Here is a 24,721-nt window from a genome sequence, read left to right on the forward strand (position 1 = left end):
ATAGTTTGCGCTTCTTTTCCAAATCTCCTTCTTCTTTCATTCGATAGTTTCCAATCATTCGTTCTTTTGCTATAATGACGAAGATAGATTTTATTTATAGTAGGGGGATAATCATGACTTTAGCCAAAATTGTTTATGCAAGTATGACAGGCAATACTGAAGAAATTGCCGATATTGTTGCGGAAGCCTTAGAGAACTTAGGACTTGAAGTGGAAATAAATGAATGCACGCAAGTAGATGCCAGTGACTTTGAAGACGCAGACCTTTGTATCGTAGCCACTTACACGTATGACGAGGGGCAGTTGCCGGATGAGATTATGGATTTTTATGATGATTTAGGTGAATTAGATTTAAGCGGCAAAATTTTTGGAGTCTGTGGATCAGGCGATACTTTTTATGATTTCTACTGTAAAGCCATCGATGATTTCGAAGAACGTTTCTTAAAAACGGGTGCTAAAAAAGGCGCTAGCAGCGTTAAAGTTGATTTAGCTGCCGAAGAAGAAGATATCCAGAACTTAGAAGCTTTCGCCAAAGAGCTAGTAGAAAGTCTCAACGGATAAAAAAAAGCCAAGACAAGAAGCGAATATCTCTTGTCTTGGCTTTTTACGTTTAAGCAAAATTTCCTAATGTAAATAAGGTAGCACCGGCATTTTTACCTTCGCGCACGGATTTTAAAAAAGTCGTTAGCATTGTTCTTAAGTCTTCCATCTCAAAAGACAATATTTTCTCATTTTCCATCGCGGCTAGCCCTGAAACATAAATAAAGTATGCTAGGAAAAAAGACTCTTTCGTCTCATTGATCGCTTCTCCCGCTTTTTCTAACAAAGTGAAAAACACCTTTTTAAATGCCGCTTGCATTTTCTGAGCCCCTTCAACATCTTCGATATATAACGATTGATAAAGTTGCTGGTTTTTTTTAGCGAACAAAATGAATCGCAGTCCTAATTCGGTAAAAGGATCCTTCATCTCAGACTCTTTCAAAAAGTCATCTGAAAATTGATCTGCCATCACATTAAACAATTCTACTTTTAAATCATTCATGTTTTTAAATTCCAAATAAATCGGTTGCGTCGAACAGTTCATTTGAGTCGCAATATTTCGGGCGGTAAAATGAGAAAATCCCTTTTCCGATATCACTTGATGAGCAGCAGTTAAAATTTGGTCTCTAGTAATCGTTTTTCTTCTTGCCATTTTCCTCATTCTCCTCCTAATGATTTTCAACTCTTTGTTTTATTTTAGCATTTTTTTTATAAAAAGAGTAATTTATCGCTTTGCTAAGAAGCCCTTTTTTAATTTTTCTATAAATTATCTTTGTTTTTTGAAAAAATAAATCAACAAGATGACTATCATCAAACGTAAATAATGCTATAATTAATATTCAAACAACTTTTAATGAGGAGGAAGATAAAATGGTCCTAAAAAACTTCAATGAAAACTTAGAAAAATATGCAGAGCTAATCGTCGCAATTGGCGTTAATGTGCAAAAGTCACATACCGTTATTTTACAAATTGATGTTCAACAAATAGAACTTGCGCGCTTAATTACGAAAAAAGCCTATGAATTAGGGGCAGCAGAAGTCATTGTTAAATGGAATGACTCTTTCATTCAAAAAGAATTCTTACTACATGCCGAGCAAGAACGTCTCGAAAACATTCCGCAATACCGCATTGATGAATCCGATGACTGGATTGAAAAAGGTGCGAGTCGTATCAGTGTCGTTTCCTCTGATCCAGGCGCACTTGCTGGTGTCGATTCGACACGAATTGCAGCATATCAAAAAGCTGCTGGAAAAGCATTAGCAAACTTACGTAAAGCAACACAAGCGAATAAAGTATCTTGGACAGTGGTTGCTGCTGCTGGACAAGAATGGGCAAATAAAGTCTTTCCAGATTTAGCACCTGAAGCAGCTCTCGATGCTTTATGGGAACAAATTTTCAAGACTACTAGAATTTATACAGAAGATCCCGTAGCTGCTTGGAAAGAACATACGGATACTTTACAAGGGAAAGCGGAAGAACTGAATAAAGAACAATTTGTAGCGCTTCATTACACTGCACCTGGTACTGATTTGATGGTTGGATTACCAAAAAATCATGTTTGGGAAGGCGTTGGTAGTTTAAATGCCCGTGGTGAGAAATTTAATGCGAATATGCCGACCGAAGAAGTTTTCTCAGCTCCCGATGCTAATCGCGTTGATGGTTATGTTTCAAGTTCAAAACCATTAAGCTATGCTGGCAGTATTATTTCTGGAATGAAATTCACTTTTAAAGATGGAAAAGTCGTTGATTTTTCTGCCGAAGAAGGACAAGAAGTTTTGGCAACATTGCTCGACACTGACGAAGGCGCACGTCGTCTTGGGGAAGTCGCTCTTGTTCCAGATCCTTCGCCAATTTCACAATCAGGTATTACTTTCTTCAATACATTATTTGATGAAAATGCTTCAAACCATTTAGCTTTTGGTTCAGCTTATGCTTTCAATTTACAAGGTGGCACCGAAATGACAGAAGAAGAGTTAGCTGCTGCTGGCTTAAATCGTAGTCATACTCATGTCGACTTTATGATTGGATCTGCTGAAATGGATATTGACGGAATTCGAGCAGATGGCACAAAAGTACCTGTTTTCCGCAATGGTGATTGGGCGTAACGAGATTTTCGCTTAATAAAAAGTAAGAGGTGTGACATTCATCACTGTCACACCCTCTTTTTAGCTTATTACCTAAAAAACGCCCGCTTTTCTGACTTTTTTTTCTTTTATGTAGTAAAGCAATCGTTTTTTTGATAGAATTTACTTCATATATAGAAGGGATGAAAATAGATGACACCAAATCGCGAGGACTATTTAAAATTAATCTTAGAACTTGGTGGAGATGTGCAACAAATTAGTAATAAACAGATTGTGATTGGATTAAATATTTCTGCTGCCTCTGTCAGTGAAATGATTACAAAGCTCGTTAAAGAAGAACTCATTGATCACATTCCCTACAAAGGCGTACAACTAACGCCCAAAGGTTTATCGTTAGCAAGTTCCCTTATTCGTAAACATCGCTTATGGGAAGTCTTTCTCGTTGAGCATTTAGGTTATTCATGGAATGATGTACATGATGAAGCAGAGGTCTTAGAACATATCACATCCAATACTTTAGCCACACGCTTAGAACAATATTTAGATTCTCCAAAAACCTGCCCTCACGGTGGGATGATTCCGAAAGAAAATCAATTCGTTTATGAACAAAAAAGAGAACTTCTTTGCTCCTATGCGGTTCATTCGAAAATTCGCATCGCTCGTGTGATTGATGAGCGCGAATTATTAGACTATCTTGTGATGATTGATTTGCATTTACAAGAAGAATATGAAATTATTGATATTTCACCTTACGAAGGTCCGATTACCCTGACGAATGGGGAGAAAACCGTGGTGGTGAGCTATAAAGCCGCCAATTCCATTTTTGTTGATTTATTATAAGAGGAGTGAATGAAATGAATCAAAAGAAAGTCTTATTTACGATTTTTGGTGCTACGGGTGATTTAGCACAAAGAAAACTTTATCCATCTTTATTTCGTTTGTACCGTACAGGAAGTCTAGCGGAATCCTTTGCGGTGATTGGTACAGCTCGTCGTCCCTGGACCGATGAAACCTATCGTGACATCGTAAAAGAAACCATCGCTTACTTGAATCCAACTGAACAAGAAGCAGTTGAATTTGCTTCTCATTTTTATTATCAAGCACATGATGTCAATGATACCCATCACTATGACACGTTAAAAATACTCGCTAATAAGCTCGATGAACAATACCAGTTAGAAGGCAATTTGCTCTTTTACTTAGCGATGTCACCGAACTTCTTTGGAACGATTGTTTCCCATCTCGAATCACAAGGCATGCTTTCATCGGATGGTTACCATCGTGTGATTATCGAAAAACCATTTGGAACTGATTTTGAAACGGCGAATAAATTAAACGATGAAATCACAAGTGTCTTTTCTGAAAATGAAATTTACCGCATCGATCACTACTTAGGCAAAGAAATGATTCAAAATATTTCTGCCATTCGTTTTGCTAATAATATTTTTGAATCCATGTGGAATAACCGCTACATTGACAATATCCAAATCACGATTGCTGAAAACTTAGGTGTTGAAGACCGTGGTGGTTACTACGATAAGAGTGGCGCTTTAAAAGATATGGTTCAAAACCATATTTTACAAGTGTTATCATTACTCGCAATGGAGCCGCCAGTTGCTTTTTCGGAAAAAGAAATTCGAGCAGAGAAAATCAAAGCTCTTGAAGCCGTTCGTATTTATACCCCAGAAGAAGTCAAAGAAAACTTTGTTCGCGGACAATACGATACTGGTCTCTTAAATCAAGAATCGTATACCGGCTATCGCCAAGAACCGGGTGTTGACGAAGAATCAGAAACGGAGACATTCGTCGCTGGTAAGTTTACGATTGATAACTTCCGTTGGTCAGGCGTACCCTTTTATGTTCGTACCGGAAAACGCCTCACTGAAAAAGGGACCCGAATCAACATTGTCTTTAAACAAGTACCAATTAACTTATTTAAATCAGAAGTTGGAAAAAAGTGCGAACAACCGACGTTGGAACCAAACATTCTAACGATTTACATTCAACCAACAGAAGGCTTCTCTTTATCCTTAAACGGCAAAGAAGTTGGCCCTTCCTTCGACATGTTACCAATTCAAATGGCTTACCGTAACAGTACCGAAACGATGGAAAATACACCGGAAGCTTACGAAAAATTATTACTCGACGCGTTAAATGGTGATGGCACCAATTTCACTCATTGGCATGAAGTGGCTCAATCATGGCGTATTGTCGATGTTATTCGTCAAACTTGGGATGAAAACACACCGGAATTCCCAAATTATCCAGCGGGTTCAATGGGACCAGATGCGGCATTTGAGTTACTTAAAAAAGATGGCTTTAAATGGATTTGGACACCCGATCAATGGTACCGTGATCGCAACTTACTTTAATCCCTTGAGTGCGGAGATCTGACAAAAGTCGTTTCACTCTGAAAAACCAGAAGCCTATTCGAGCAATTCGTTCTTCAGTTGGTCGAATGTCGTGAAGTTTTTCGAAAGAGCCGACTGTTATCTCCCACTTATCCATCAAACGTGCATATACACGTAAGAGGCTGTGACTTTTGTCGCAGCCTCTTTTTCGTCTCTCCTTCGACTGTTAGATAAAACAAGCGTCTAGTAACGCTGGAAGCTGTAGAAAGTAAATAAAAAAAGATCAAGTAGCAAAGTACACTACTTGATCAAAATCTCTTGTTAAAACGACATTTTCTAAACAGTTGCTATGAAATTCTTACGCTTCAAAACCTTCAACGACTGCTTCTGGATACTCTTTGGTAACAATTTGCGCGCAATGTGCACAAAGCGTTGGTAACTTCGTATCGGTACCAACATCTTTTTTCACTTGACGGCAACGATCACACGTTTCACCTTCTGCTTTTTCGACTAAAATGGCAACATCTTCAAATTGAACGGCAGATGCTGGCGCTTCTACGTGTGCTCCCATGATTTCAAAGGAATCAGGTGACACAATTAATAATTGTGGAATATTAGCATTCACAGCCGTTAAGAGTGTATGAATTTGTTCATTTGGATAAATCGTCACTTTTGCCTCTAATGATTTACCAATTAGTTTTTCATTACGAGCTGTTTCAAGTGCTTTTAAGACCTTGTCTCTGAAGTCTAAAAAGGCTGCCCACGTATCTAAAAGTTCCTCTTGGTTCGCAAAATCTTGATAAGAAGGGAATTCTGCTAATTGAACGTAAGCTTCTTCTTCTTTCAAATGTGACCAGATTTCTTCTGCCGTATGCGGAATGATTGGTGTTAATAATTTTGATAAAGCGACTGCAACATCATAAAAGACGGTTTGCATACAGCGACGTTGGTAATCATTTTGCGCTTCAATATACACCACATCTTTCGCAAAATCTAAATAAAAGGCGGATAAATCAATCGTTAAGTAGTTCATAACCGTGCGATAAATTTGTAAGAAATTATATTTCTCGTATCCTTCTTCACGAATTTCTTTGATTGTTTGATTTAAACGAATCGTCATATATTTATCGACAGAACGTAAATCTTCATAGGCTACTCGATCCGTACTTGGATTGAAGTCTTCCGTATTTGCTAATAAGAAACGCATGGTATTACGGATTTTACGATACACTTCGGATACTTGGTTCAAAATATCCATTGACACACGAACATCTGCTTCATAATCCACACTGCTAACCCAAAGACGTAAAATATCGGCACCCATTTGTTTAATCACTTTATCTGGCAATATCGTATTCCCGATTGATTTACTCATTTTGCGTCCTTCACCATCTAATACAAATCCTTGTGATAAGACAGCTTTATACGGTGCCACACCATTGATCGCGACACTCGTTGTTAAACTAGAGTTAAACCAACCACGGTACTGGTCAGACCCTTCTAAGTACATATCAGCTGGGAACGTCAATTCTTCTCGTTGACGCAACACGGCTTCATGTGAAGAGCCAGAGTCAAACCACACATCCATAATGTCCGTTTCTTTCGTGAATTCGCCATTTGGTGACGCTGGATGCGTAAAGCCTTCTGGTAATAAATCTTTCGCTTCTTTTTGGAACCAAATATTCGATCCGTGTTCTTCGAATAACTGTGCCACATGTTCAATTGTTTCTGGTGTAATAATTGGTTCGCCATTTTCTGCATAGAAAACAGGTAGTGGAACGCCCCAGGCTCTTTGTCTTGAAATAACCCAATCACCACGGTCACGAATCATGTTGTAGATGCGTGTTTTGCCCCAAGGTAATAGCCAATCAACATTTTCAACTTCATCTAACATATTTTGGCGGAATTTATCAATCGATGCAAACCATTGTGGTGTCGCACGGAAGATAACCGGTTTTTTCGTCCGCCAATCATGCGGGTAACTATGTGTAAAGAAGTCTAGTTTTAATAATGCATTTTTTTCCGCTAATAATTCGGTAATCATTGGATTGGCTTTGTCATAGAAGACCCCTTCAAACATTGGTGCTTCTTCGGTGAAACAGCCACGCCCGTCAACTGGTGAAAGAACTTCTAATCCGTAACGACGACTCACAATGTAGTCATCTTCCCCGTGTCCAGGAGCTGTATGAACTAAGCCTGTCCCAGCCTCAAGTGTGACATGATCGCCTAGCATCACTAATGATTCTCGATCATAAAATGGATGCTGAGCAGTCATTTTATCTAACTGATCCCCTGCTAGCTCTTGTAAAATTTCGATTTCTTGCCAGCCGATTGCTTCTTTAACCGTTTCAAGTAAATCTTTAGCCACGACAAATTGACGTCCGTCTGCTTTAATTTCTAAATACACATAATCTGGATTGACAGAAATCCCCATATTTGCTGGTAAAGTCCAAGGTGTTGTTGTCCAGATGACAAAAGCCGTGTCTTCGCTTAATAATCCTTTACCATCTTTCACTTGAAAGGCCACATAAATCGATGCAGACTTCACGTCTTTATATTCAATTTCAGCTTCTGCTAAAGAAGATTCACTCGATGGTGACCAGTAAATCGGTTTTAATCCTTTATAAATATAGCCTTTTTCTGCCATCTTACCGAACACACGAATTTCAGCTGCTTCAAAATCAGGTGTTAACGTAATATAAGGATTGTCCCAATCGCCTGACACACCTAAACGTTTAAAGTCTTCTCTTTGCGCATCAACTTGTGTCATTGCGTAGTCATAACATTTTTGACGGTACTCCGCCATCGACATTTCTTTGCGTTTAATTCCTTTATTGGTTAACACTTGTTCAATTGGTAGTCCATGTGTATCCCAGCCCGGAACGTACGGTGCACGAAAGCCTGACATTGATTTTGAACGCACAATAATATCTTTACTAATTTTATTCAAGGAGTGTCCTAAGTGAATATTCCCATTGGCAAACGGTGGTCCATCATGTAAAACAAAGCTTGGTTTGCCTGCATTTAATTCTTGACGTAAGCGATAAAGCTCTTTTTCTTCCCATTCTTTTTGCCACTCGATTTCACGCGTCGGTAAATTGCCGCGCATTGGAAAAGATGTTTTTCCTAAATGTAACGTTTCTTTCATTTTCATTTTTAGTTCTCTCCTTTAATTTTGTACAAAAAAAACGTTCCTCCCCTCATAAAAAGGGACGAACGTATCGCGGTACCACCCAAAGTTTAAAAATGACGAATCATTTTCCTTTGTAATCGATAACGAGATTAAACGTTGATTTTTACTCATTTCAAAATCAAAGTATCAATAGAGGATCTAATCAATGTCAGGGTTTATCGGACTTTCACTCTCACCGACTCGCTAAAAAAATAATCATTGATTTTTCTGTTCTATTACTTTTTTTATTCTACTTCTGAATCTGACACATGAACCACTTTTTCAGATGCTTCCACGACTGAAAAACCGTCTGCTGTTTCGAATGCTTCACTTGAGTTTACTTCAGAAACATTTTCGCTGTCAAGTTCTTTTGATAATACTTCACGAATCACTTGATGACTTTCTTGCACGTAACTTGAAAATGGTGCTAAAATCTCTTCCCACTCGGGTGTTTTGACCATTTCTAATTGCGATTGTAACATTAAGAGCATGTTACTATGGAAGACACGTGTTTTTTTCTTCAGGTCGTTCGTTTCAACGGCTAGTTGGCGCGCATTATTAGTCGCTTCAGTTAAAATTTCTTTGGCTTTTTCTTCCGCAGTTGTCATTAATTGATGCGCACGTTTTTCTGCTTTCGCAACCATTTCATCCGCTTTATTTTGTGCAGAAGTCACGATAACTTCAGATTCTTTACTTGCACTTGTTTTCACTTTATCGGCCGTATCTTGCGCGACAATAATCGATTGGTTAAGCGCATCTTTTAATTCATTGAAGTATTCTAGTTTTTCTTCTGCATGTTTTAGAGCTTTTTCTAATTCACGGTTTTTTTGGACCGCATCTTCATAATCACGAACGATTAAATCGAGAAAATCATCGACTTCATCTTTCTCGTAACCACGCATTTTTACTGGAAAACTTTTATTTTGAATATCTAATGGAGTTAATGCCATTTTCTTCACCTCTGAGTTTTATTTTCTTAGGACACCTAAAGTTAACTTGATTTTTTCTTTTTTTGTTTTGCCTTCGATACTTTGAATTTGTAGTCGTCCAAAGCCGCGAATCGAAACAATATCTAAGAGATCAAGCATAAAATCTGGACGCTCACTTTCAACCCAATTGACCTTAATTTTTCCACTTTCAATCAATTGTTTTGAACGTTGACGAGAAATATTAAAGACAGTTGAAATAACTGTATCCAATCGTAAAGAAGAAACCGTTTCTTTCTCTTGCGTCCAACCATCTTTAGGTAGTAACAATTGCGTATAATTTTTGGGTTCTAAACGAACAGCCACATTTCCCATTTTAGTGACTTGTAATTGCACAAAGGAGGACACTTCATCCGCTACGAATACTTGCCAATTCTCCCCGTCTGAAATGATATCCCCAAACATTTCGCGTTTTACCCCTGAACCAATCAATGTCCCTAACACTTTTCCATGACTCAAATTTGTGAATTTCTTTGGATAGTTGATTTCAAATAATGAGATTCCGAAATCATCTCTCGTCGCTTCATAGTACTCTGGATAAATCATACACCGGCGTCTTTCAGCGGCTTCATATCCTCCGAAAAACTGAAATTTCAAATCCGATTCTTGTGCGACCAATGTTTCTACGATGTATGCTTGTCTAGGATCTAGAAAATCCGTTAGATAAGGAGCGTATTGAAAAGCGACTTGCTCAAGCCAATCCCCCACCAAATCAATAAAAGGATGCTCATCGTGGCGAAAATGTTGATAGACATTGGTATTCATCGAATCATACTCCTTCCTTTCAGTTTGTTACGCTTGTTTTATAATAATACTTGAATCAATCGTTGAAGTAATAAAACAATCGCTTGTGAAGCCAATTGAAGCACAATAATCGCAAAAGCAATATTGAAGTTCACTGGTCCAAAAGATAGATTTAAGTGATCAAACAATCCTAAATAGGGTTCGCATATTTTACTTAAAATGCGGCCAAATCCAGATTGATAGCCCCCTGGAAACCAAGAGAGTAGCGCATATACAACCAGTAATACGGTATAAATTTCAATAGCTCTACTTAGAATTCCAATGAGCGTAATTAAAATAGAAATAATAAGTCCTTCCTCCTTTAAAGCGACATTTCGTTTAAGTCAAACATGTCATTTTGCATGAGTGACTTCGCTGCCCCTTCAATTTCGACTGATTTCGGCGTACATAAAAACATTTCGTTTGAGACACGTTTAATATCGCCATCTTCAGCATATACAGTTCCGGTTAAAAAATCAACAATTCGACGTGCTTGTGGTTCTTGCATTAAGTGAAAATTAACGATTACCGATTTCCCGCTCATGATTTGCTTGGCGATGGTCATCGCCTCAGAATAACTTCTAGGCTCTAAGACCATAATCGTATTAGAAGAATCATTGGCCTGATTTTGACTGCGAGTCGTTGATCGTTCGGACTGCATCGGAACGACTTTTTTCTCAGGTTTTGAAGGTTTGCGTCCCGTAGTCGATGGACGATTGACTTGGCTCCTCGCCGACGCTGACGCACCCGGATTAACAGTTGTTTTCGTTTGTGACGTCCGATTAGTCGTCGCAGCGTTTGCTTGTGACCCTGCTTGTGGTTTCGGTACGGATGTTGCTTGTGGCTTACTTCTTCGTGGAGGTTGCGTGAAAGCTTGTTCCTCGAAGACTTCATCATCCTCTAACCCGAAGAAGCTACCCATTTTGCCCAAAAAACTTGTTTTTGCCATGGTATATTCCTCCTTGATTTATTCTTTAAATAACGCACTTCCTACTCGAACATACGTTGCACCTGCTTGAATCGCTGCTGAAAAGTCATTTGACATCCCCATACTTAAATCAGTACAAGGCGCATAATCATACGCTAAATCGTTAATCATTTCTTGTAAAGACCGTAATTGATTAAAAATAGCGAGTTGTTCTACCTCATCTGCTTCAAAGGGAGCCATTGTCATTAAACCGACAACTTTAATTTTATCAAACGGTTGTAACGCTTGAATAAAAGACAACAATTCTGCTGGCGAAACGCCTTGTTTACTTTCTTCACCAGAAACATTCACTTCTACAAAGCAAGAAAGAACTTTAGTTGCTCTTTTTTGAATTTCCTCCGCTAACTTTAAACTTTCAAGTGCGTGAAAATAATCAATCGTATGAATCACTTTTTTTACTTTTCTTCTTTGCAAATGCCCAATAAAATGCCACTGAATTCCCGGGAATGCTTTTAAAGCTTCTTGCTTTTCAAGGAGAACATCTACCCGATTCTCCGCGAAATTCCTTTCCCCTAGTTGATAGAGTGCCGTCATTTCTTGCGTGCCGACACTTTTCGTGACGACAACAAGATTAACTTCTTCTGGATTACGCGAAACAAGAGCACAGGAATTCTGTATCTCTTGCCTCACTTCCAGCAAGTTTTCAGAAATCATGTGCTCTGGCCTCCTTATCTTTTACGACGGAAAAAAGGCGGTGTGCTTAATTCATCGTCATTGGATTTTACTTCTTCACGGTTGAATGTATCAAATTCTTTTTTCTCAATTGTTTCGAATTGGGTGTCTTCAACCTTTTGGCGAACATTTTGATCTCTGCGAATATCCCAATCCCCAAAGGCATTGTCGTCTTCTGATTGAACCGGTCTTGCTTGGTCTAAGTCTAGAACAGGTCGTTGTGGAGTCGATTGGACTTGTGTGTTTCTCACGGGACGACTTGTTCTAACTTCCTTTTTTTTTGTAGGGTCAATTCCAGTCGCGATCACCGTTACACGGATTTCATCTCCTAGTTCTTCATTAATCGAAGTTCCTAAGATAATATTCACGTCACCACCTGCAGTTGCTGCAACAATATCAGAAGCATCTTGCGCTTCAAATAACGTCATATCTAAACCACCAGTAATGTTTAAGAGGACTTGTTCTGCCCCTTCAATGGATGTTTCTAATAATGGAGAAGCGATCGCTTTTTTCGTTGCTTCGATCACACGTTCTTCACCACTTGCCACACCAATTCCCATAAGTGCTGTCCCTTGGTTTTCCATGACAGTTTTCACGTCAGCGAAGTCTAAGTTCACGTAACCTGGAGCCGTAATTAAATCAGAGATCCCTTGAACCCCTTGACGTAACACATTATCTGCTTCACGGAAAGCTTCTAACATTGGTGTTTTCTTATCGACGATTTCTAGTAATCGATTATTAGAAATAATTAATAACGTATCCACGTTTTCTTTTAATTTTGCAATTCCTTCAGCGGCAAAACGACCACGCTTTGGTCCTTCAAATGTAAACGGACGTGTCACGACACCGACTGTTAATGCCCCTAATTCTTTTGCTACTGCAGCAACGATTGGTGCCGCTCCAGTACCTGTTCCACCACCCATACCAGCAGTAATGAAGACCATATCTGCGCCTTCAAGTGCTTCACGGATGAATTGTTCACTTTCTTCAGCAGCTTTCTCGCCAACTTCTGGTTGAGAACCTGCTCCTAAACCACGTGTATATTTAGGGCCTAATTGAATGACTGTTTCAGCCTTTGAATTTTTTAATGCTTGAACATCTGTGTTAACGGCGATAAATTCTACCCCTTTAACATTTTCCTCAATCATACGGTTCACAGCGTTTCCGCCACCACCACCGACACCGATTACTTTAATTACAGCACCTTCATGGATATTACTATCAATTGAAAATTCCATCGTTTATTTTCCTCCTGAACTCATTATTCAAAAATATTTGAAAAGAAGCCTTTTACTTTGTTTACAAAGCCTTCGTCACTTGTCTCTTCATCTTGTGCTAATGGACTTTCTTGTGGCCCATCATAGGTTGTTTCATAATTGGTTTCTTGTTGATACACCACGGATTGTTCTGTTGGCATTACTTCACCTGTTACCGCACCTTTAGCTAGTTGGTAAACTTCGTTAAGGTTAGCTGAGTAATCGACAATACTAATCACGTTTGTAAAGACTGGGTTACGAAGCCCCATATGATTTGGCACGTATAATTTAACAGTTACACCAAAAATTTCTTGTGCTAAATCAACAATTCCAGGAATACTTGCCGCACCACCTGTTAACACGACGCCACCAGGTAATTCTAAGGCATCAATTTCTTCCAAAACTTCTTTGGATTTATTAAAAATTTGTTCCATGCGCGCTTCAATAATTTCTGATAAGTAACGCTCATCAATTTTGACAGGTTCAGATTTACCAATCACATCGACTGGAAATTCCTCACTAGCAGAAGTACGTGCTGGATACGCATCGCCATAGTTGATTTTTAAAGCTTCAGCGTTATTGAACGACGTGTTCAAGACGGTCGAAATGTCTTTAGTGACAAATTCGCCTCCTTCTTGATTCACATGCGTAAATTTCAATTGTTTGTCATGCATGACCGCTGTTGTCGTTTGACCGCCACCCACGTCGATGACAATCGTTCCAAAATCTTTTTCGCCATCGGATAAAATCGTTTCAGTTAAAGCAAGAGGTGCGATAACCATCTCTGCAACAACTAAGCCCGCTTTTTCAACGCATTTGCGAATATTATGAATAATTGTTTTCGGTCCTGTAAACACATGACCAAACATTTCTAAACGTACGCCAATCATGCCTCGTGGATCTTTAATCCCTTCAAAGCCATCAACCGTAAACTCTTGGGGTTGGATTGAAATAATTTGTCTTTCTGGCGGCACTGAACGAACAAGTGCTGCAGAAGCCACGTTTCGCACATCTTCATTGGAAATTTCTTTTGATTCGCCGCTCACTGCGATCATCCCTTGACAATCTTCTACTTCTAAAAGATTTGCCGGTACGCCGACGCTGACTTGACGAATTTTAATTCCCGCTTTTTCTTCTGCTTGACCAATTGCTCGTTGAATTGCCTGAACCGTTTTATCGATATCAACGACAATCCCGCGATTGATCCCCTCTGATTTTGCATTTCCTACACCAATAATGTTCATTTGACTGTCTACATATTCAGCTACAATTACTTTAACAGATGTTGTCCCAATATCGAGACCAACATACATTCCTGTTTTTGCCATGGATGGAATTCCTCCTACTTCATTTCCTTATCTATCGAATAAAAAGCATTCGTATTTCAATTCAATGATTCTTTTATTCACTGTTACTAATTTTACCATATTTATGCGGCTGTGAGGTAGAAGTTCCGAAAAATATCCGCAATTTTTATCAAAAACTTTCACTCGACTCGGTATTTTCTTCTTTTTCTGTCTCATTTGATGGATAAGGATAAGAGTAGATCCCCACTTCCATATCAATCACACCTTTTTCCGACATTTCTTTGGCCACTTGTAAATAATATTTCATATGATCAGCAAGCTTCGAAATCCCGACAATGACCTGATTGCCATCGTTCATAAAAATGGTGAGTAACTCCTCATTGTTTTTTGAAGGGGCATAGGTAATCTGAGAAATCGCATCTTGAATTTCTTTCGGCAGTTCCTTATATTGTTTTAACGTTTCTAAAATAAGCGTTTCATCAGTAAAATTTTCAACAATGACTCGCCCTTTTGTTACTTCTTTTTGTGGCTCTTGTAAGATTGTACCATTTTCTAAGATTGGCAAATAGTCATTGCCCTTAACGAGATACGCACTTTCCGAATATTCTTCTACGTGAAGATGAAGTTGATTCCATTGTTGTAAGGTAATCGTCGCCTTTTTCACCCTTGGATTCGCTTTTTCAATGGCTGTTGCGATTCTTTGTCGAGCAAAAAACTGCGGCCATAAACGTTCATTTTTAACAATTTGTGAACTTTCTATTAAGGCTTCCTTAGGCGTTAGCGGATTTTCTGCCACAACGACCGCCGAGACTTTACTTAACGGTGAAATATAATAAAGCGATCCCAGTAGTGGGACTAAAAAAATCACAACGAGAATCAATAAGCGTTTCCTTAATTTTTTATCTCGATAGGCTTTAAAATTCGGCAAATGATCTGAAAAAGAAAATGGTTTATCGATGGTGGATTGACTGTTTCCTTCATCTTTTTCATTCGACGCGTCAAGAGCTTCCTCTTCAAAAGAATCAAGCGTCTTATCTAGAAGTATCTCTGTTTCTGGTTCTTCTGCTATCTTCGGATCAATTCCTTGTGATTCAAGGTATAACAAGTGCTCCTTTTGCCAAGGCGTGAGTGCATCATGCTCTTCAGTAGAAGAAGAATTTTTTTCTTTGTCTTTCATATGATAGCGTTCTCCTCCTCTTTTACCTGTTATGATCGAATGCTTTGTTGAACAAGCGCATATAAACGTGTCGACGCATCAGGGATACCTTGTTTTTTTGCAGCTTTTGCCATTTTTTGGTGAACAGCTGGATCGTTCATAATCTCATCTACTGTAGCAACTAAGTTGATTTCTGTCAATTCACTGTCAGCAATCATTTTCACTGCACCTGCTTGTACTAAACTTAAGGCATTTTTGGTTTGATGATCATTTGTCACGTACGGACTAGGTATTAAAATAGCTGGTAAACCAAGACTCGTAAATTCAGCGATTGAGGTCGCCCCCGCGCGGCCGATTAACAAATCACAATTGGCCATAACCTCTGCCATTTCATCGATGTACGGTTGGATGCTAATATTTTTCGCTGCATCTTTCATTATGCCAATCGATTCTTCGATTTCTTTGTAATAACGCTCACCCGATGCATATAAGATTTGATAATCCTTTGTCGCAAAGGCGGGTAATGCTTGAATCACTGCCTGGTTGATTTTTAAGGCTCCTTGACTTCCACCAAAAATCAAAACCGTTTTTTTATTTGGGTCTAAATGGTAGTTCGATAAAATCGTCGATTGATGCACACCACTTACTTGTTGCCCACGAGGGTTTCCAACAAGGGTTGTTTTGTCTTTAGGGAAATACGCGGCTGCATCTGGAAACGATATCCCAATATGATCCACGTAGCGTGCTAAAAACTTATTCGTGATTCCCGGCACGCTATTTTGTTCATGTACAATCGTTGGAATCTTTAATTTCGCTGCAGCATACATCACAGCGCCAGAAACGTACCCACCAGTTCCAATCACGACATCTGGTTTAAATTGTTTTAAACGTTTTTTTGCTTCTGATACACTCTTTAAAAAAAGATAGACAGTTTTCACATTTTCAAAAGAGACGCTTCGTTTAAATCCTTGAATTTGCAATGTCTCAAACGGGATATCCGTTTGCGGTAAAATCTTATTTTCAAGTCCACGAGTCCCCCCAATATATAAAAATTCGGCGTCTGGTTGTACTTCTTTTACATACTGAATAAATGCTAACGCGGGATAAATATGGCCGCCTGTACCACCACCGGTCACGACAATTTTCATTGTTAAAAACGCCTCCTTTTACTCTTTATTTTTATTTTTTATTTTCTCAAATGCGTGAATAAAAGCATCGCCTCGAGCTTCGAAGTTGGGGTATTGATCCCAGCTAGCATTCGCAGGAGACAATAACACGTTATCACCTGGTTGGGCCAATTCATACGCAACTTCAAGCGCTTGTGAAGCGTCCTGAGCGTAAAGAATATGAGGCACTTGCGCTTGTTGGGCAGCCATGGCTAATTTTTGTTTCGTCTCACCAAATAATACGACTCCCTTGACACCAATCAACGAAGGTATAAGTTCATCAAAACCATTTCCACGATCCAAACCACCCGCTAATAAAATCACATTTTCTGCTGTAAAACCACTCAAGGCCATTTTAGTCGCTAAGATATTTGTCGCTTTCGAATCATTATAAAACGTGATGCCATGCAATTGACCGACAAATTGTGTTCGATGTGGGACACCTGAAAAGCTTTTTAACGTTTTTTGAATTGCGTCATTACTTATCCCTTTGAGCTTCGCTACTGCAATAGCAGCCAGCGCATTTTCAACGTTATGCTGACCTGGAACACCTAATTCATCAATTGCTAAAATACACTCATCTAAATAATAAAAATAACCATCAAATGTATACGCCCCCGCTACTTTTTCTTGTGTTGAAAAAGGGATCACTGTTGCTTGCGTTGTTTGTGCGAGCGTTCGAATTTCTGCTTGGTTCCAGTTCAAAATTAAATAATCTTCTGATGTCATCTCTTTTTGTAACGCCCATTTCGCTTGTACGTATTCGTCACGTGAAGTATGGTAATCTAAGTGCGCATCATATAGATTGGTAATAACACCAATCTCTGGATGAAACGTACGAATGCCCATCAACTGAAAACTTGAAAGTTCCATGACTAATACATCCTCTGGCGTAACTTCGCGTGCGACCGAACTTGCAGGATAGCCGATGTTCCCAGAGAGATAAGCCGTTCCTTTCGATAATCCTTGGTTTAACAACATTTCAATCATGGTCGTCGTTGTCGTTTTACCATTTGTCCCCGTAATACCAATAATGGGTGCCTCCGAGATTTCATAAGCCAATTCCACTTCCGTAATGATTGGAATGTGCTTGGCAGATGCGGCTTGAAGTAAGGGGTGGCTATAGGGGATTCCAGGATTTTTCACAAGTAATGAAAATTCCTCATCCAACAATTCAATCGGATGACTTCCCGTAATCACTTTTACTCCTAAAGATAGTAAGTCTTGAGCTTCACGATTTTCTTCAAAAGGTTTCCCGTCATTAACGGTAACAAGTGCGCCCAAATCATGTAACAATTTGGCCGCACTGAATCCGCTTTTTGCTAATCCTAATACTAGAATTTTTTTATTTTGATATTTTGTTATATTTTTCATGTTTTTCATCTCCACAAGGTAATTGTCTGCCTATTATGCGCTTATAAAAAATAGATGAATAAGGTAATGCCCGAAAATAGAAGGGAGATTAGCCAAAAAACACCATCAATCTTCCATTCCGACCAACCAACCATTTCAAAATGGTGATGAATCGGTGACATTTTGAAGACTCTTTTACCAGTTAATTTAAATGATGTGACTTGGATCATCACACTTAACGTCTCCACAATATAAACCAAGCCAATCAATAGCAACGTCCATTCTTGATGCAATAAGATAGAAATGGTTGCCAGTAATCCACCTAAAGCAAGGGAACCGACATCACCCATAAAGATTTTCGCTGGTTTGTGATTATAACCAAAGAAACCAATCAAAGCACCTACTACACTTAAACAAAGAATTAGGATGTCATATTGTTGTTGATTCCAAGCAATAATGGCGTAAGTTGCAAAGGAAATTGCGCCTAATCCTGAAACAAGGCCGTCAATGCCATCTGTCAAATTAACGGCATTTGAAAAACCGACTAACCATACGATTACAAACAATCCATACAAAAAGGAAAGATGCAAATCATAACCGAATACATTTACCGTATTCGTTGCGCCTTCACTTACAAGGACTGCATAAAATATAATTCCGCCAATGATTTGTCCAATTAATTTTTGTTTCGAATTAAGACCCATATTTCGTTTTCTGAAGATTTTAATAAAATCATCTAAAAACCCTAGTCCGCCATACACAAGTAATATAAACAAAGAAATCCATAAAGCCGGTGTGAGTGCTTGTTGCCAGACTGCCACCCAAAGCGCACTGATAATAATGGCGATTAAAAAAACAGTCCCGCCCATTGTTGGTGTTCCAGCTTTTGCTTGATGCCAATTCGGCCCTTCTTCCAAAATTTCTTGCCCGTATTTTTTTATTTGAAAATAGCCAATAAACAGTGGCATCGTCGCTACTGTAATACCAAAGCCACTCGCAATTGGTAAGATCATCTCTGTCCAGTTCATCTCTTTTTTCGCTCCTAAATCAATTTTCTTTTTTTAAGGTAAAGGTCAATGTGTCACCTTCGATTACTTGTCCCGGTTCAATACTTTGTTTTGTGCTATACCCTTCTCCACTAAACGAGACTTCCATTGAAAGCAGATTCGCCAACTTCAAAAGATCCGCTTTGGACCACCCGGTAGTATCGGGCATCCCTTTTGTTTTTGCATCCGTTAATAACAATACTTTTTCACCTGGTAACAAGACTGTATTGCTCGCACTGGATTGCTCGACGACTTTTTTGCCATCCCCAATCACAATCGGTGTTAGTCCGTTATTCGATAAATCTTGAGTGGCTAAGCTCGTCTCAAGATTACGATAGTCAGCCACTGTCACTTGATCACTTGCCGTATCATCCATCCCAACGCGATCGACTTCTAATAAATCCATCGCGCGTTGTAATAGTGGATTAGCAATTGAAGGAATCGTATCCGCACTATATTCTTTTGGTTTTTTCATGGTAATATATAACGTATATTCTGGATCTTCAGCTGGAAGCATAGTAACCACGGAATAAAGGTTCGTATTATCGCCTTCTAAATACTGGCCACCTTCCGCTACTTGCGCCGTACCGGTTTTTGCCGCAATCGTATATCCATCTACTTGGTAACGATTGTAGGCTGTACCAAATTCTTCACTTTCAACGACATCACGCATGTATTCTCTTACTTGACGCGCGCTTTGTGCAGTAATTGGATTACCTACCACTTCTGGTTGGGTCACCATCTCTCCCTGTGTGCCACTTATTTTCTTAATGTAAGATGGACGAAGCATTTCGCCGTCATTGGCAACTGCTGAAAAAGCTTGTAACATTTGAAATTGCGTAACCGCAATCCCCTGGCCAAATGAACTCATCGCTTGACTGACAATATTATCTTCTGGTAATAATCCTCTTGCTTCACCAAATAAATTCGATTGAGTCGTCTGACCAAAACCAAATTCCTGTAAATATTGTTGCCAACGCTCAGGCATTCGTTGTTCTAATTTGACCATCCCGACGTTACTCGACCACGATAGTGCTTGACGCATCGTTAAAACGGGTTTTGCGCCAATATTAATATCCCAGTCGCGGATTTCTGCATCGATTAATTCCATTTTCCCGGGAGTAAATTGCTCATTTGGATCAAAAATTCCCTGATCCATTGCACCAGCTACCGTTAGAATTTTAATCGTAGAACCAGGCTCATATGTTTCTTCCACAAATAAGTTTTGCCACAAAAAGTCCTTCTCATTGATTCCATCTTTCGTCTCAGGATTGAAGGTTGGACGTTGTGCGAGCGAAATAATTTCATTCGTATCTGATTTAACTAAAACCGCCGTTAAATATTCAGGTTCCGCTTCTTCCCAAGCCTCATCCATTAACATTTCTAAATAACTTTGGAGGCGACTATCAAGCGTTGTCGTAATATCTTGACCATCTTGAGCGGGAATTGATTCCGCAACAGTTCCAGGTAACGGATTTTGGAAATTATCTTTTTGAAACACAATTTCGCCATCAGTCCCTTTTAAAATATCATCATAGGCTGCTTCTAAGCCAAATCCACCTTGAAGTTCTTCTTGGCCATCTTCTACTTGAATATCAGCAAAACCGATAAAATGAGAAGCAAAGATACCATTGGGATAAATCCTTGAAGGATGTTCATTAAAATCAATTCCTACAAGGTCTTGTTTTTCCATCGCCGCTTCAATTGCTTGTCTTTGTTGTAACGTAATTCCTTTGCCATTTGGAATATCGACTTGCCATTTATCGTTTTTAACGCCTTCAGTCAATACGTCAATAATCGTCGCTTTTTTGACTTTTTCGCCCAAAACATCGACTAAAATCGTCGCAATTTTTTCAAAATCTTTTTCTTGCGCGTAAAGTTTTTTATTGCCACTCATGTAAGACGTACTTAAGATTGCAAAGGCGGAATAAGAAGTTGCATCTTCTGCAATCACCACACCATTGCGATCATAAATGGTTCCTCGTTTGGCTTTGACTACTTTTTCCCCTTCATATAAAGAAGCAACTTTATCTTCTAAAGCTGTTCCAGCAACATCGCCTACAAGAACAATATAACTTAAGCGAGACACAAATAAAAAGAACAATCCAATACTCGTAGTAAAGAGAATAATTCCTACTTTTTTGCGATTGTTCTTGGGAGACAATTTATTATTGGTAAAATAACGTTTTATTTTTTTCATCATAGGCCTTTATTATTTCACTTTCCTTAAATTTTCACTTTGAATCGCCAACCCATTTTCCTCAGCAATTTCACGAATACGATCGCTCTTTGAAAGCTCGCTCTTCTCTTGTTCTAAGCGTAAAACATCGGCACTATCTACCACAACTTCACCTTGGATTAACGAAATTTCTTGTTCAACTTGCGTAATAGATGTTCGTAGTTGAATCATTAATAATCCTACGCCGACTAACGCAACAATAAAAATACTCGCAATCGTTTTTTCTAACTTGCTAATTCGTTGTAAATGACGAGCTGGAGATAGTGGAACGACAATGACTTCCGGTCTTTCTGGAGCAATCGGTGTTGGTTGATCCAATTGCTCTTTCATTTCATAAGAATATTCTTCGAACTTTAATTCAGCCACACACACTCTCTCCCTTCTCGTCATTCATTTACTTTATTTTTTCAACTATTCGTAATTTCGCACTCCGCGAACGATTGTTTTCGGTTAATTCTTCTTCGCTAGGCGTCATTGGTTTTCTTGTAATTTGTTTTAACTCCGGTTGAAAAGCTTCTGGAATCATTGGAATCCCCGGTGGTAAATCCTTAGCAGTACTATATTCTTTAAAGATTGTTTTCACGATACGATCTTCTAAAGAATGGAAGGTAATCACACTAATACGTCCATGGAGATTCAGTAACGGAATGGCTTGTTCGAGTGTATCTTCAATCACACCGAGTTCATCATTAACCGCAATGCGAATCGCTTGGAAAATCCGTTTTGCTGGATGGCCTCCTTTTCTTCTTGCAGGAGCTGGAATAACATCTTTAATGATTTCGACTAATTCCCCTGTTGTTTCTATGGGTTTTTGTTGTCGAACTCGTTCAATTTCGCGCGCGATTTGTTTTGAGAATTTTTCTTCCCCATATCTAAAAAAGATTTTGACTAATTCACTATACTCGTATTCATTGACGACATGATACGCTGACAATGGCGCATGTTGATCCATCCGCATATCAAGCGGCGCATCTTGATGGTAACTAAATCCGCGTTGTGCTTCATCGAGTTGAGGCGAAGAAACTCCTAGATCGTAAAGAATCCCATCAACTTTTGTGACTCCTTGTTCTGCGAGCGCTTGGGCTAAATGACGGAAATTGCGTTTAATAAACACAACTTGGCCTTTTTCTACAAACGGCGCTAAACGAATTTTCGCATGATCAATTGCATGTTGGTCTTGATCAAACGCATAGAGACGCCCTTGTTCATTTAATTGTTGTAAAAGATATTCACTATGTCCAGCACCACCTAAGGTACAATCGACGTAAATACCATCTGGTTTAATATTTAAGCCATCAACAGTCTCTTTTTTCATCACTGTATAATGTTGAAATTCTGTCATTTTTATTCCTCTTTCTATAAACCGAAATCAATCATCGACTCGGCAATCTCATCAAAGTTTTCTTCTGCTTCTTCGGAGAATGCGTGCCAACGTTCTTCATCCCATATTTCAATACGGTTAGAAACCCCTACAATCACACAATTCTTTGTTAAGTTTCCATGATTTCTTAAAGAAATAGGCAGGTTAATTCGTCCTTGTTTATCAAGTTCACATTCAGTAGCAGCGGAATAAAAAAAGCGCACAAACGTACGAGCATCTTTTTTTGCGAGTGGCATTTCATTTAGCTTAGCCTCTAGCACAGCCCATTCGGATAACGGATAACCAAATAAACAGCCATCTAACCCTCTTGTTACCACAAACTTTTCGCCGAGTTTTTCTCGAAGTTTAGCTGGCATGATTAGTCGGCCTTTGGTATCGATTGTATGTTGGAATTCCCCCATGAACATCGATTATACCCCCATCTACCACTTGATATCCTCAGTCTACCACATCCCCCCACTTTCTACCACATTTTCTCTAGAATTCACTCTTTTTTTTTGATTTATTTTTACCAATTTCACTTGGCAAATCTTTTAAAAAACTTTTAAAAAACCTTGATTAAAAACGTAACATTAAACTCAGCACAATCAGTATAAATTGGGTAACCATCGAAAAAAGAAAGACAGAACGCCAATACATTTTGGCATAACGCGAATAATCAATTTCTTCGTAAAAATACGCGTGAAAAAAAGCTAAGCCAATTCCTAATAAGCTAATCGTAATCAAGAAATAAGGAAAAAGCGATTCCTTAAAAACAAGATAAGACAAGCGGTGAATCGCAATAAATAAAAAAGGCACCGCAATGTCTGGCGCTTTGATTCCATAGCGTTTTTTTAATGAGAAAAGGGATGTAACAAAGGCTGAAGCAAATAAAATGATAATCGGAGAAATAAACCAAAAAATAATATTAATCGTGATTGAAGGCATCTAAAGCCGTCCTTTCTATGAAGTAACTATCGCTACTATACTCTATTTTCTTTACATAATTGTTTCATTCGTTTTAAATATTCACATGTTCGTACTATAATAGAAGAAAACACTCAAAATGTGTTTCGATACTAAGGAGGCTAAGAGATGTTTTCTTATTTTACGATTTCTAATCAACAATTGGTCGAACAACCCACGCGTGAGTCTTCCACAATTTGGACTCACATTTCTAACCCTAGCGAAAAGGTCATTCATCAATTGGCAAAAGAATATAATGTTCCACATTCGTATTTTACGTCTATTTTAGATGATGCTGAAAATTCACGCAGTGAGGGGCTTCAACAACTAACCTTTCATAAAGCAGTATTAGTCTTGTTACAATTTCCACACGAAGTCCTTAGTTCCAGCGGCTTTATCCGTTTTGACACTTATCCGTTGGCCTTAATTATTACACCGGATCTCAAAATCATTACCGTTTCCAAACAGCCTCCTTTATTTTTTAATTTTTTAAGAGAACATGTTTTTCCAGAAAACGATATCACACCAACGATGAACCTTTTCTTGCAAGTTCTTTGGCGATTAGTCACAGCGTATAACCATAGTTTAACAAAAATTAAAGCACAACTGGATGAGCTGGAAGGTCAAATTCAAGTCTCGACTGAAAATAAACAGCTCTATCAATTATTGAATTTGCAAAAAAGTCTTGTATTATTTGATGCAGCAACGGCCGCTAATTTCAAAACCTTAAAAGGACTTTCTGAAACCAAAATGTTTGAACAACAACACGCATACCATAATCATTTACACGATATTTTAGTAGAAGTTAGTCAAGCGATGACTTCCGTGCATATCCAGCTGCAACTCGTCCAACAAATGAACAACACTTTCTCGGCAGTCGTATCAAATAATTTGAATAATGTTATGAAAATCCTCACTTCTTTGACCATTGTCCTAACGATTCCGACAATTGTTGGAGGTATGTATGGTATGAATGTTCCCATTCCATTCGCCGAACACAAGAACGCCTTTTTATTTATTACGTTCTTAACAATTTTACTATGTGCATGGACGATTGCCTATTTAAAAAAGAAAAATCTTTTATAAATCTGCTATTCTACTCTTGAGTTATGATGAATTTGGTTGTACACTGTGCCTATCAACCAAATAAAGGATGAACGTCATGAAGGAAAACAAAAAAACAAGTACCTTTTCAAAAGTAACCAAAATCGTCGTTTGGATTATGCTAATTGTTATGCTTGGAACAACTGTCCTCACTGCGCTTTCTGCTTTACAATAATCAAAAAACAAACACAG

The 24,721-nt window shown here is 38.6% G+C and carries 24 protein-coding genes; 6 read left to right on the forward strand and 18 right to left on the reverse strand.

Annotation, left to right across the window (positions count from 1 at the left end; genetic code table 11):
- Positions 1 to 113: 113 nt before the first annotated feature.
- Positions 114 to 560 carry a flavodoxin gene (locus RU93_RS07290; RefSeq protein WP_071874959.1) on the forward strand — a complete coding sequence of 149 codons (447 nt, stop codon included), beginning with the start codon at positions 114 to 116 and terminating at the stop codon, positions 558 to 560.
- A gap of 49 nt (positions 561 to 609) precedes the next feature.
- Here RU93_RS07290 and RU93_RS07295 read toward each other — a convergent pair whose 3' ends face one another.
- The gene (locus RU93_RS07295) at positions 610 to 1,191 is read right to left on the reverse strand and encodes a TetR/AcrR family transcriptional regulator (RefSeq protein ID WP_071874960.1); all 582 of its coding nucleotides are present in this window, start codon (positions 1,189 to 1,191) and stop codon (positions 610 to 612) included.
- 218 nt (positions 1,192 to 1,409) lie between these two features.
- Here RU93_RS07295 and RU93_RS07300 point away from each other — a divergent pair, with 218 nt between their 5' ends.
- The 3 genes from RU93_RS07300 to zwf all read left to right on the forward strand — a co-directional run bounded on the left by RU93_RS07300 (position 1,410) and on the right by zwf (position 4,996).
- Entirely contained in the window at positions 1,410 to 2,645 is a 1,236-nt protein-coding gene (locus RU93_RS07300; protein WP_071874961.1) for an aminopeptidase, read from the forward strand.
- A gap of 171 nt (positions 2,646 to 2,816) precedes the next feature.
- Positions 2,817 to 3,464 carry a metal-dependent transcriptional regulator gene (locus tag RU93_RS07305; RefSeq protein WP_071874962.1) on the forward strand — a complete coding sequence of 216 codons (648 nt, stop codon included), beginning with the start codon at positions 2,817 to 2,819 and terminating at the stop codon, positions 3,462 to 3,464.
- A 14-nt stretch (positions 3,465 to 3,478) separates the two neighbouring features.
- Positions 3,479 to 4,996: a glucose-6-phosphate dehydrogenase gene (gene zwf / locus RU93_RS07310; RefSeq protein ID WP_071874963.1), complete on the forward strand. Its 1,518-nt coding sequence runs from the start codon at positions 3,479 to 3,481 to the stop codon at positions 4,994 to 4,996.
- 337 nt (positions 4,997 to 5,333) lie between these two features.
- On the opposite strand, the gene ileS is transcribed toward zwf, so the two are convergent.
- The 17 genes from ileS to RU93_RS07395 all read right to left on the reverse strand — a co-directional run bounded on the left by ileS (position 5,334) and on the right by RU93_RS07395 (position 23,407).
- Positions 5,334 to 8,129 (reverse strand): isoleucine--tRNA ligase, encoded by a 2,796-nt coding sequence (gene ileS / locus RU93_RS07315; protein WP_071874964.1) that lies wholly within the window; start codon positions 8,127 to 8,129, stop codon positions 5,334 to 5,336.
- Between the two features lie 263 nt (positions 8,130 to 8,392).
- Positions 8,393 to 9,097, reverse strand: coding sequence for a DivIVA domain-containing protein (locus RU93_RS07320; RefSeq protein WP_071874965.1), 705 nt, complete (start codon positions 9,095 to 9,097; stop codon positions 8,393 to 8,395).
- A gap of 18 nt (positions 9,098 to 9,115) precedes the next feature.
- Positions 9,116 to 9,898 carry a YlmH family RNA-binding protein gene (locus tag RU93_RS07325; protein ID WP_071874966.1) on the reverse strand — a complete coding sequence of 261 codons (783 nt, stop codon included), beginning with the start codon at positions 9,896 to 9,898 and terminating at the stop codon, positions 9,116 to 9,118.
- A 38-nt stretch (positions 9,899 to 9,936) separates the two neighbouring features.
- The gene (locus tag RU93_RS07330; RefSeq protein WP_071874967.1) at positions 9,937 to 10,200 is read right to left on the reverse strand and encodes a YggT family protein; all 264 of its coding nucleotides are present in this window, start codon (positions 10,198 to 10,200) and stop codon (positions 9,937 to 9,939) included.
- Positions 10,201 to 10,238: 38 nt separating this feature from the next.
- On the reverse strand, positions 10,239 to 10,865 hold the full coding sequence (locus RU93_RS07335) for a cell division protein SepF (protein WP_071874968.1): 627 nt from the start codon (positions 10,863 to 10,865) through the stop codon (positions 10,239 to 10,241).
- 18 nt (positions 10,866 to 10,883) lie between these two features.
- Complete coding sequence (locus tag RU93_RS07340; RefSeq protein WP_071874969.1) at positions 10,884 to 11,558, reverse strand: YggS family pyridoxal phosphate-dependent enzyme; 675 nt, start codon at positions 11,556 to 11,558, stop codon at positions 10,884 to 10,886.
- Between the two features lie 14 nt (positions 11,559 to 11,572).
- A complete protein-coding gene (gene ftsZ, locus RU93_RS07345) occupies positions 11,573 to 12,814 on the reverse strand; it encodes a cell division protein FtsZ (protein WP_071874970.1) in 1,242 nt (413 codons plus the stop codon).
- Between the two features lie 23 nt (positions 12,815 to 12,837).
- Entirely contained in the window at positions 12,838 to 14,160 is a 1,323-nt protein-coding gene (gene ftsA / locus RU93_RS07350) for a cell division protein FtsA (RefSeq protein WP_071874971.1), read from the reverse strand.
- A 148-nt stretch (positions 14,161 to 14,308) separates the two neighbouring features.
- Complete coding sequence (locus RU93_RS07355) at positions 14,309 to 15,316, reverse strand: cell division protein FtsQ/DivIB (protein WP_084131277.1); 1,008 nt, start codon at positions 15,314 to 15,316, stop codon at positions 14,309 to 14,311.
- 29 nt (positions 15,317 to 15,345) lie between these two features.
- The gene (murG, locus tag RU93_RS07360; RefSeq protein ID WP_071874972.1) at positions 15,346 to 16,443 is read right to left on the reverse strand and encodes an undecaprenyldiphospho-muramoylpentapeptide beta-N-acetylglucosaminyltransferase; all 1,098 of its coding nucleotides are present in this window, start codon (positions 16,441 to 16,443) and stop codon (positions 15,346 to 15,348) included.
- Between the two features lie 18 nt (positions 16,444 to 16,461).
- Complete coding sequence (gene murD / locus RU93_RS07365) at positions 16,462 to 17,835, reverse strand: UDP-N-acetylmuramoyl-L-alanine--D-glutamate ligase (RefSeq protein ID WP_071874973.1); 1,374 nt, start codon at positions 17,833 to 17,835, stop codon at positions 16,462 to 16,464.
- Between the two features lie 41 nt (positions 17,836 to 17,876).
- Positions 17,877 to 18,842 carry a phospho-N-acetylmuramoyl-pentapeptide-transferase gene (mraY, locus tag RU93_RS07370; RefSeq protein ID WP_071874974.1) on the reverse strand — a complete coding sequence of 322 codons (966 nt, stop codon included), beginning with the start codon at positions 18,840 to 18,842 and terminating at the stop codon, positions 17,877 to 17,879.
- A gap of 19 nt (positions 18,843 to 18,861) precedes the next feature.
- A complete protein-coding gene (locus RU93_RS07375) occupies positions 18,862 to 21,063 on the reverse strand; it encodes a penicillin-binding transpeptidase domain-containing protein (protein ID WP_071874975.1) in 2,202 nt (733 codons plus the stop codon).
- 9 nt (positions 21,064 to 21,072) lie between these two features.
- On the reverse strand, positions 21,073 to 21,465 hold the full coding sequence (gene ftsL, locus RU93_RS07380; RefSeq protein ID WP_071875035.1) for a cell division protein FtsL: 393 nt from the start codon (positions 21,463 to 21,465) through the stop codon (positions 21,073 to 21,075).
- Between the two features lie 28 nt (positions 21,466 to 21,493).
- Positions 21,494 to 22,441: a 16S rRNA (cytosine(1402)-N(4))-methyltransferase RsmH gene (rsmH, locus tag RU93_RS07385; RefSeq protein ID WP_071874976.1), complete on the reverse strand. Its 948-nt coding sequence runs from the start codon at positions 22,439 to 22,441 to the stop codon at positions 21,494 to 21,496.
- Positions 22,442 to 22,455: 14 nt separating this feature from the next.
- Positions 22,456 to 22,887 (reverse strand): division/cell wall cluster transcriptional repressor MraZ, encoded by a 432-nt coding sequence (gene mraZ / locus RU93_RS07390; protein ID WP_071874977.1) that lies wholly within the window; start codon positions 22,885 to 22,887, stop codon positions 22,456 to 22,458.
- A 151-nt stretch (positions 22,888 to 23,038) separates the two neighbouring features.
- On the reverse strand, positions 23,039 to 23,407 hold the full coding sequence (locus RU93_RS07395; protein ID WP_071874978.1) for a DUF3397 domain-containing protein: 369 nt from the start codon (positions 23,405 to 23,407) through the stop codon (positions 23,039 to 23,041).
- Between the two features lie 147 nt (positions 23,408 to 23,554).
- On the opposite strand from RU93_RS07395, the gene RU93_RS07400 reads away from it, so the two are divergent.
- Both RU93_RS07400 and prli42 read left to right on the forward strand, forming a co-directional pair.
- Positions 23,555 to 24,511 carry a magnesium transporter CorA family protein gene (locus RU93_RS07400; RefSeq protein ID WP_071874979.1) on the forward strand — a complete coding sequence of 319 codons (957 nt, stop codon included), beginning with the start codon at positions 23,555 to 23,557 and terminating at the stop codon, positions 24,509 to 24,511.
- Between the two features lie 76 nt (positions 24,512 to 24,587).
- Positions 24,588 to 24,704, forward strand: coding sequence for a stressosome-associated protein Prli42 (gene prli42 / locus RU93_RS07405; RefSeq protein ID WP_071874980.1), 117 nt, complete (start codon positions 24,588 to 24,590; stop codon positions 24,702 to 24,704).
- The last annotated feature ends 17 nt before the right edge of the window (positions 24,705 to 24,721 follow it).

The sequence above is a fragment of the Enterococcus aquimarinus genome (assembly GCF_001885765.1).
GTDB classification, from domain to species: Bacteria; Bacillota; Bacilli; order Lactobacillales; family Enterococcaceae; genus Enterococcus_I; species Enterococcus_I aquimarinus.

What these genes read in the sequence shown, in the direction of transcription:
- RU93_RS07290 (WP_071874959.1), top strand. Translation starts at nt 114, where the DNA reads ATGACTTTAGCCAAAATTGTTTATGCAAGTATGACAGGCAATACTGAA.
- RU93_RS07295 (WP_071874960.1), bottom strand. Translation starts at nt 1,191, where the DNA reads ATGGCAAGAAGAAAAACGATTACTAGAGACCAAATTTTAACTGCTGCT.
- RU93_RS07300 (WP_071874961.1), top strand. Translation starts at nt 1,410, where the DNA reads ATGGTCCTAAAAAACTTCAATGAAAACTTAGAAAAATATGCAGAGCTA.
- RU93_RS07305 (WP_071874962.1), top strand. Translation starts at nt 2,817, where the DNA reads ATGACACCAAATCGCGAGGACTATTTAAAATTAATCTTAGAACTTGGT.
- zwf (WP_071874963.1), top strand. Translation starts at nt 3,479, where the DNA reads ATGAATCAAAAGAAAGTCTTATTTACGATTTTTGGTGCTACGGGTGAT.
- ileS (WP_071874964.1), bottom strand. Translation starts at nt 8,129, where the DNA reads ATGAAAATGAAAGAAACGTTACATTTAGGAAAAACATCTTTTCCAATG.
- RU93_RS07320 (WP_071874965.1), bottom strand. Translation starts at nt 9,097, where the DNA reads ATGGCATTAACTCCATTAGATATTCAAAATAAAAGTTTTCCAGTAAAA.
- RU93_RS07325 (WP_071874966.1), bottom strand. Translation starts at nt 9,898, where the DNA reads ATGAATACCAATGTCTATCAACATTTTCGCCACGATGAGCATCCTTTT.
- RU93_RS07335 (WP_071874968.1), bottom strand. Translation starts at nt 10,865, where the DNA reads ATGGCAAAAACAAGTTTTTTGGGCAAAATGGGTAGCTTCTTCGGGTTA.
- RU93_RS07340 (WP_071874969.1), bottom strand. Translation starts at nt 11,558, where the DNA reads ATGATTTCTGAAAACTTGCTGGAAGTGAGGCAAGAGATACAGAATTCC.
- ftsZ (WP_071874970.1), bottom strand. Translation starts at nt 12,814, where the DNA reads ATGGAATTTTCAATTGATAGTAATATCCATGAAGGTGCTGTAATTAAA.
- ftsA (WP_071874971.1), bottom strand. Translation starts at nt 14,160, where the DNA reads ATGGCAAAAACAGGAATGTATGTTGGTCTCGATATTGGGACAACATCT.
- RU93_RS07355 (WP_084131277.1), bottom strand. Translation starts at nt 15,316, where the DNA reads ATGAAAGACAAAGAAAAAAATTCTTCTTCTACTGAAGAGCATGATGCA.
- murG (WP_071874972.1), bottom strand. Translation starts at nt 16,443, where the DNA reads ATGAAAATTGTCGTGACCGGTGGTGGTACAGGCGGCCATATTTATCCC.
- murD (WP_071874973.1), bottom strand. Translation starts at nt 17,835, where the DNA reads ATGAAAAATATAACAAAATATCAAAATAAAAAAATTCTAGTATTAGGA.
- mraY (WP_071874974.1), bottom strand. Translation starts at nt 18,842, where the DNA reads ATGAACTGGACAGAGATGATCTTACCAATTGCGAGTGGCTTTGGTATT.
- RU93_RS07375 (WP_071874975.1), bottom strand. Translation starts at nt 21,063, where the DNA reads ATGATGAAAAAAATAAAACGTTATTTTACCAATAATAAATTGTCTCCC.
- rsmH (WP_071874976.1), bottom strand. Translation starts at nt 22,441, where the DNA reads ATGACAGAATTTCAACATTATACAGTGATGAAAAAAGAGACTGTTGAT.
- mraZ (WP_071874977.1), bottom strand. Translation starts at nt 22,887, where the DNA reads ATGTTCATGGGGGAATTCCAACATACAATCGATACCAAAGGCCGACTA.
- RU93_RS07395 (WP_071874978.1), bottom strand. Translation starts at nt 23,407, where the DNA reads ATGCCTTCAATCACGATTAATATTATTTTTTGGTTTATTTCTCCGATT.
- RU93_RS07400 (WP_071874979.1), top strand. Translation starts at nt 23,555, where the DNA reads ATGTTTTCTTATTTTACGATTTCTAATCAACAATTGGTCGAACAACCC.
- prli42 (WP_071874980.1), top strand. Translation starts at nt 24,588, where the DNA reads ATGAAGGAAAACAAAAAAACAAGTACCTTTTCAAAAGTAACCAAAATC.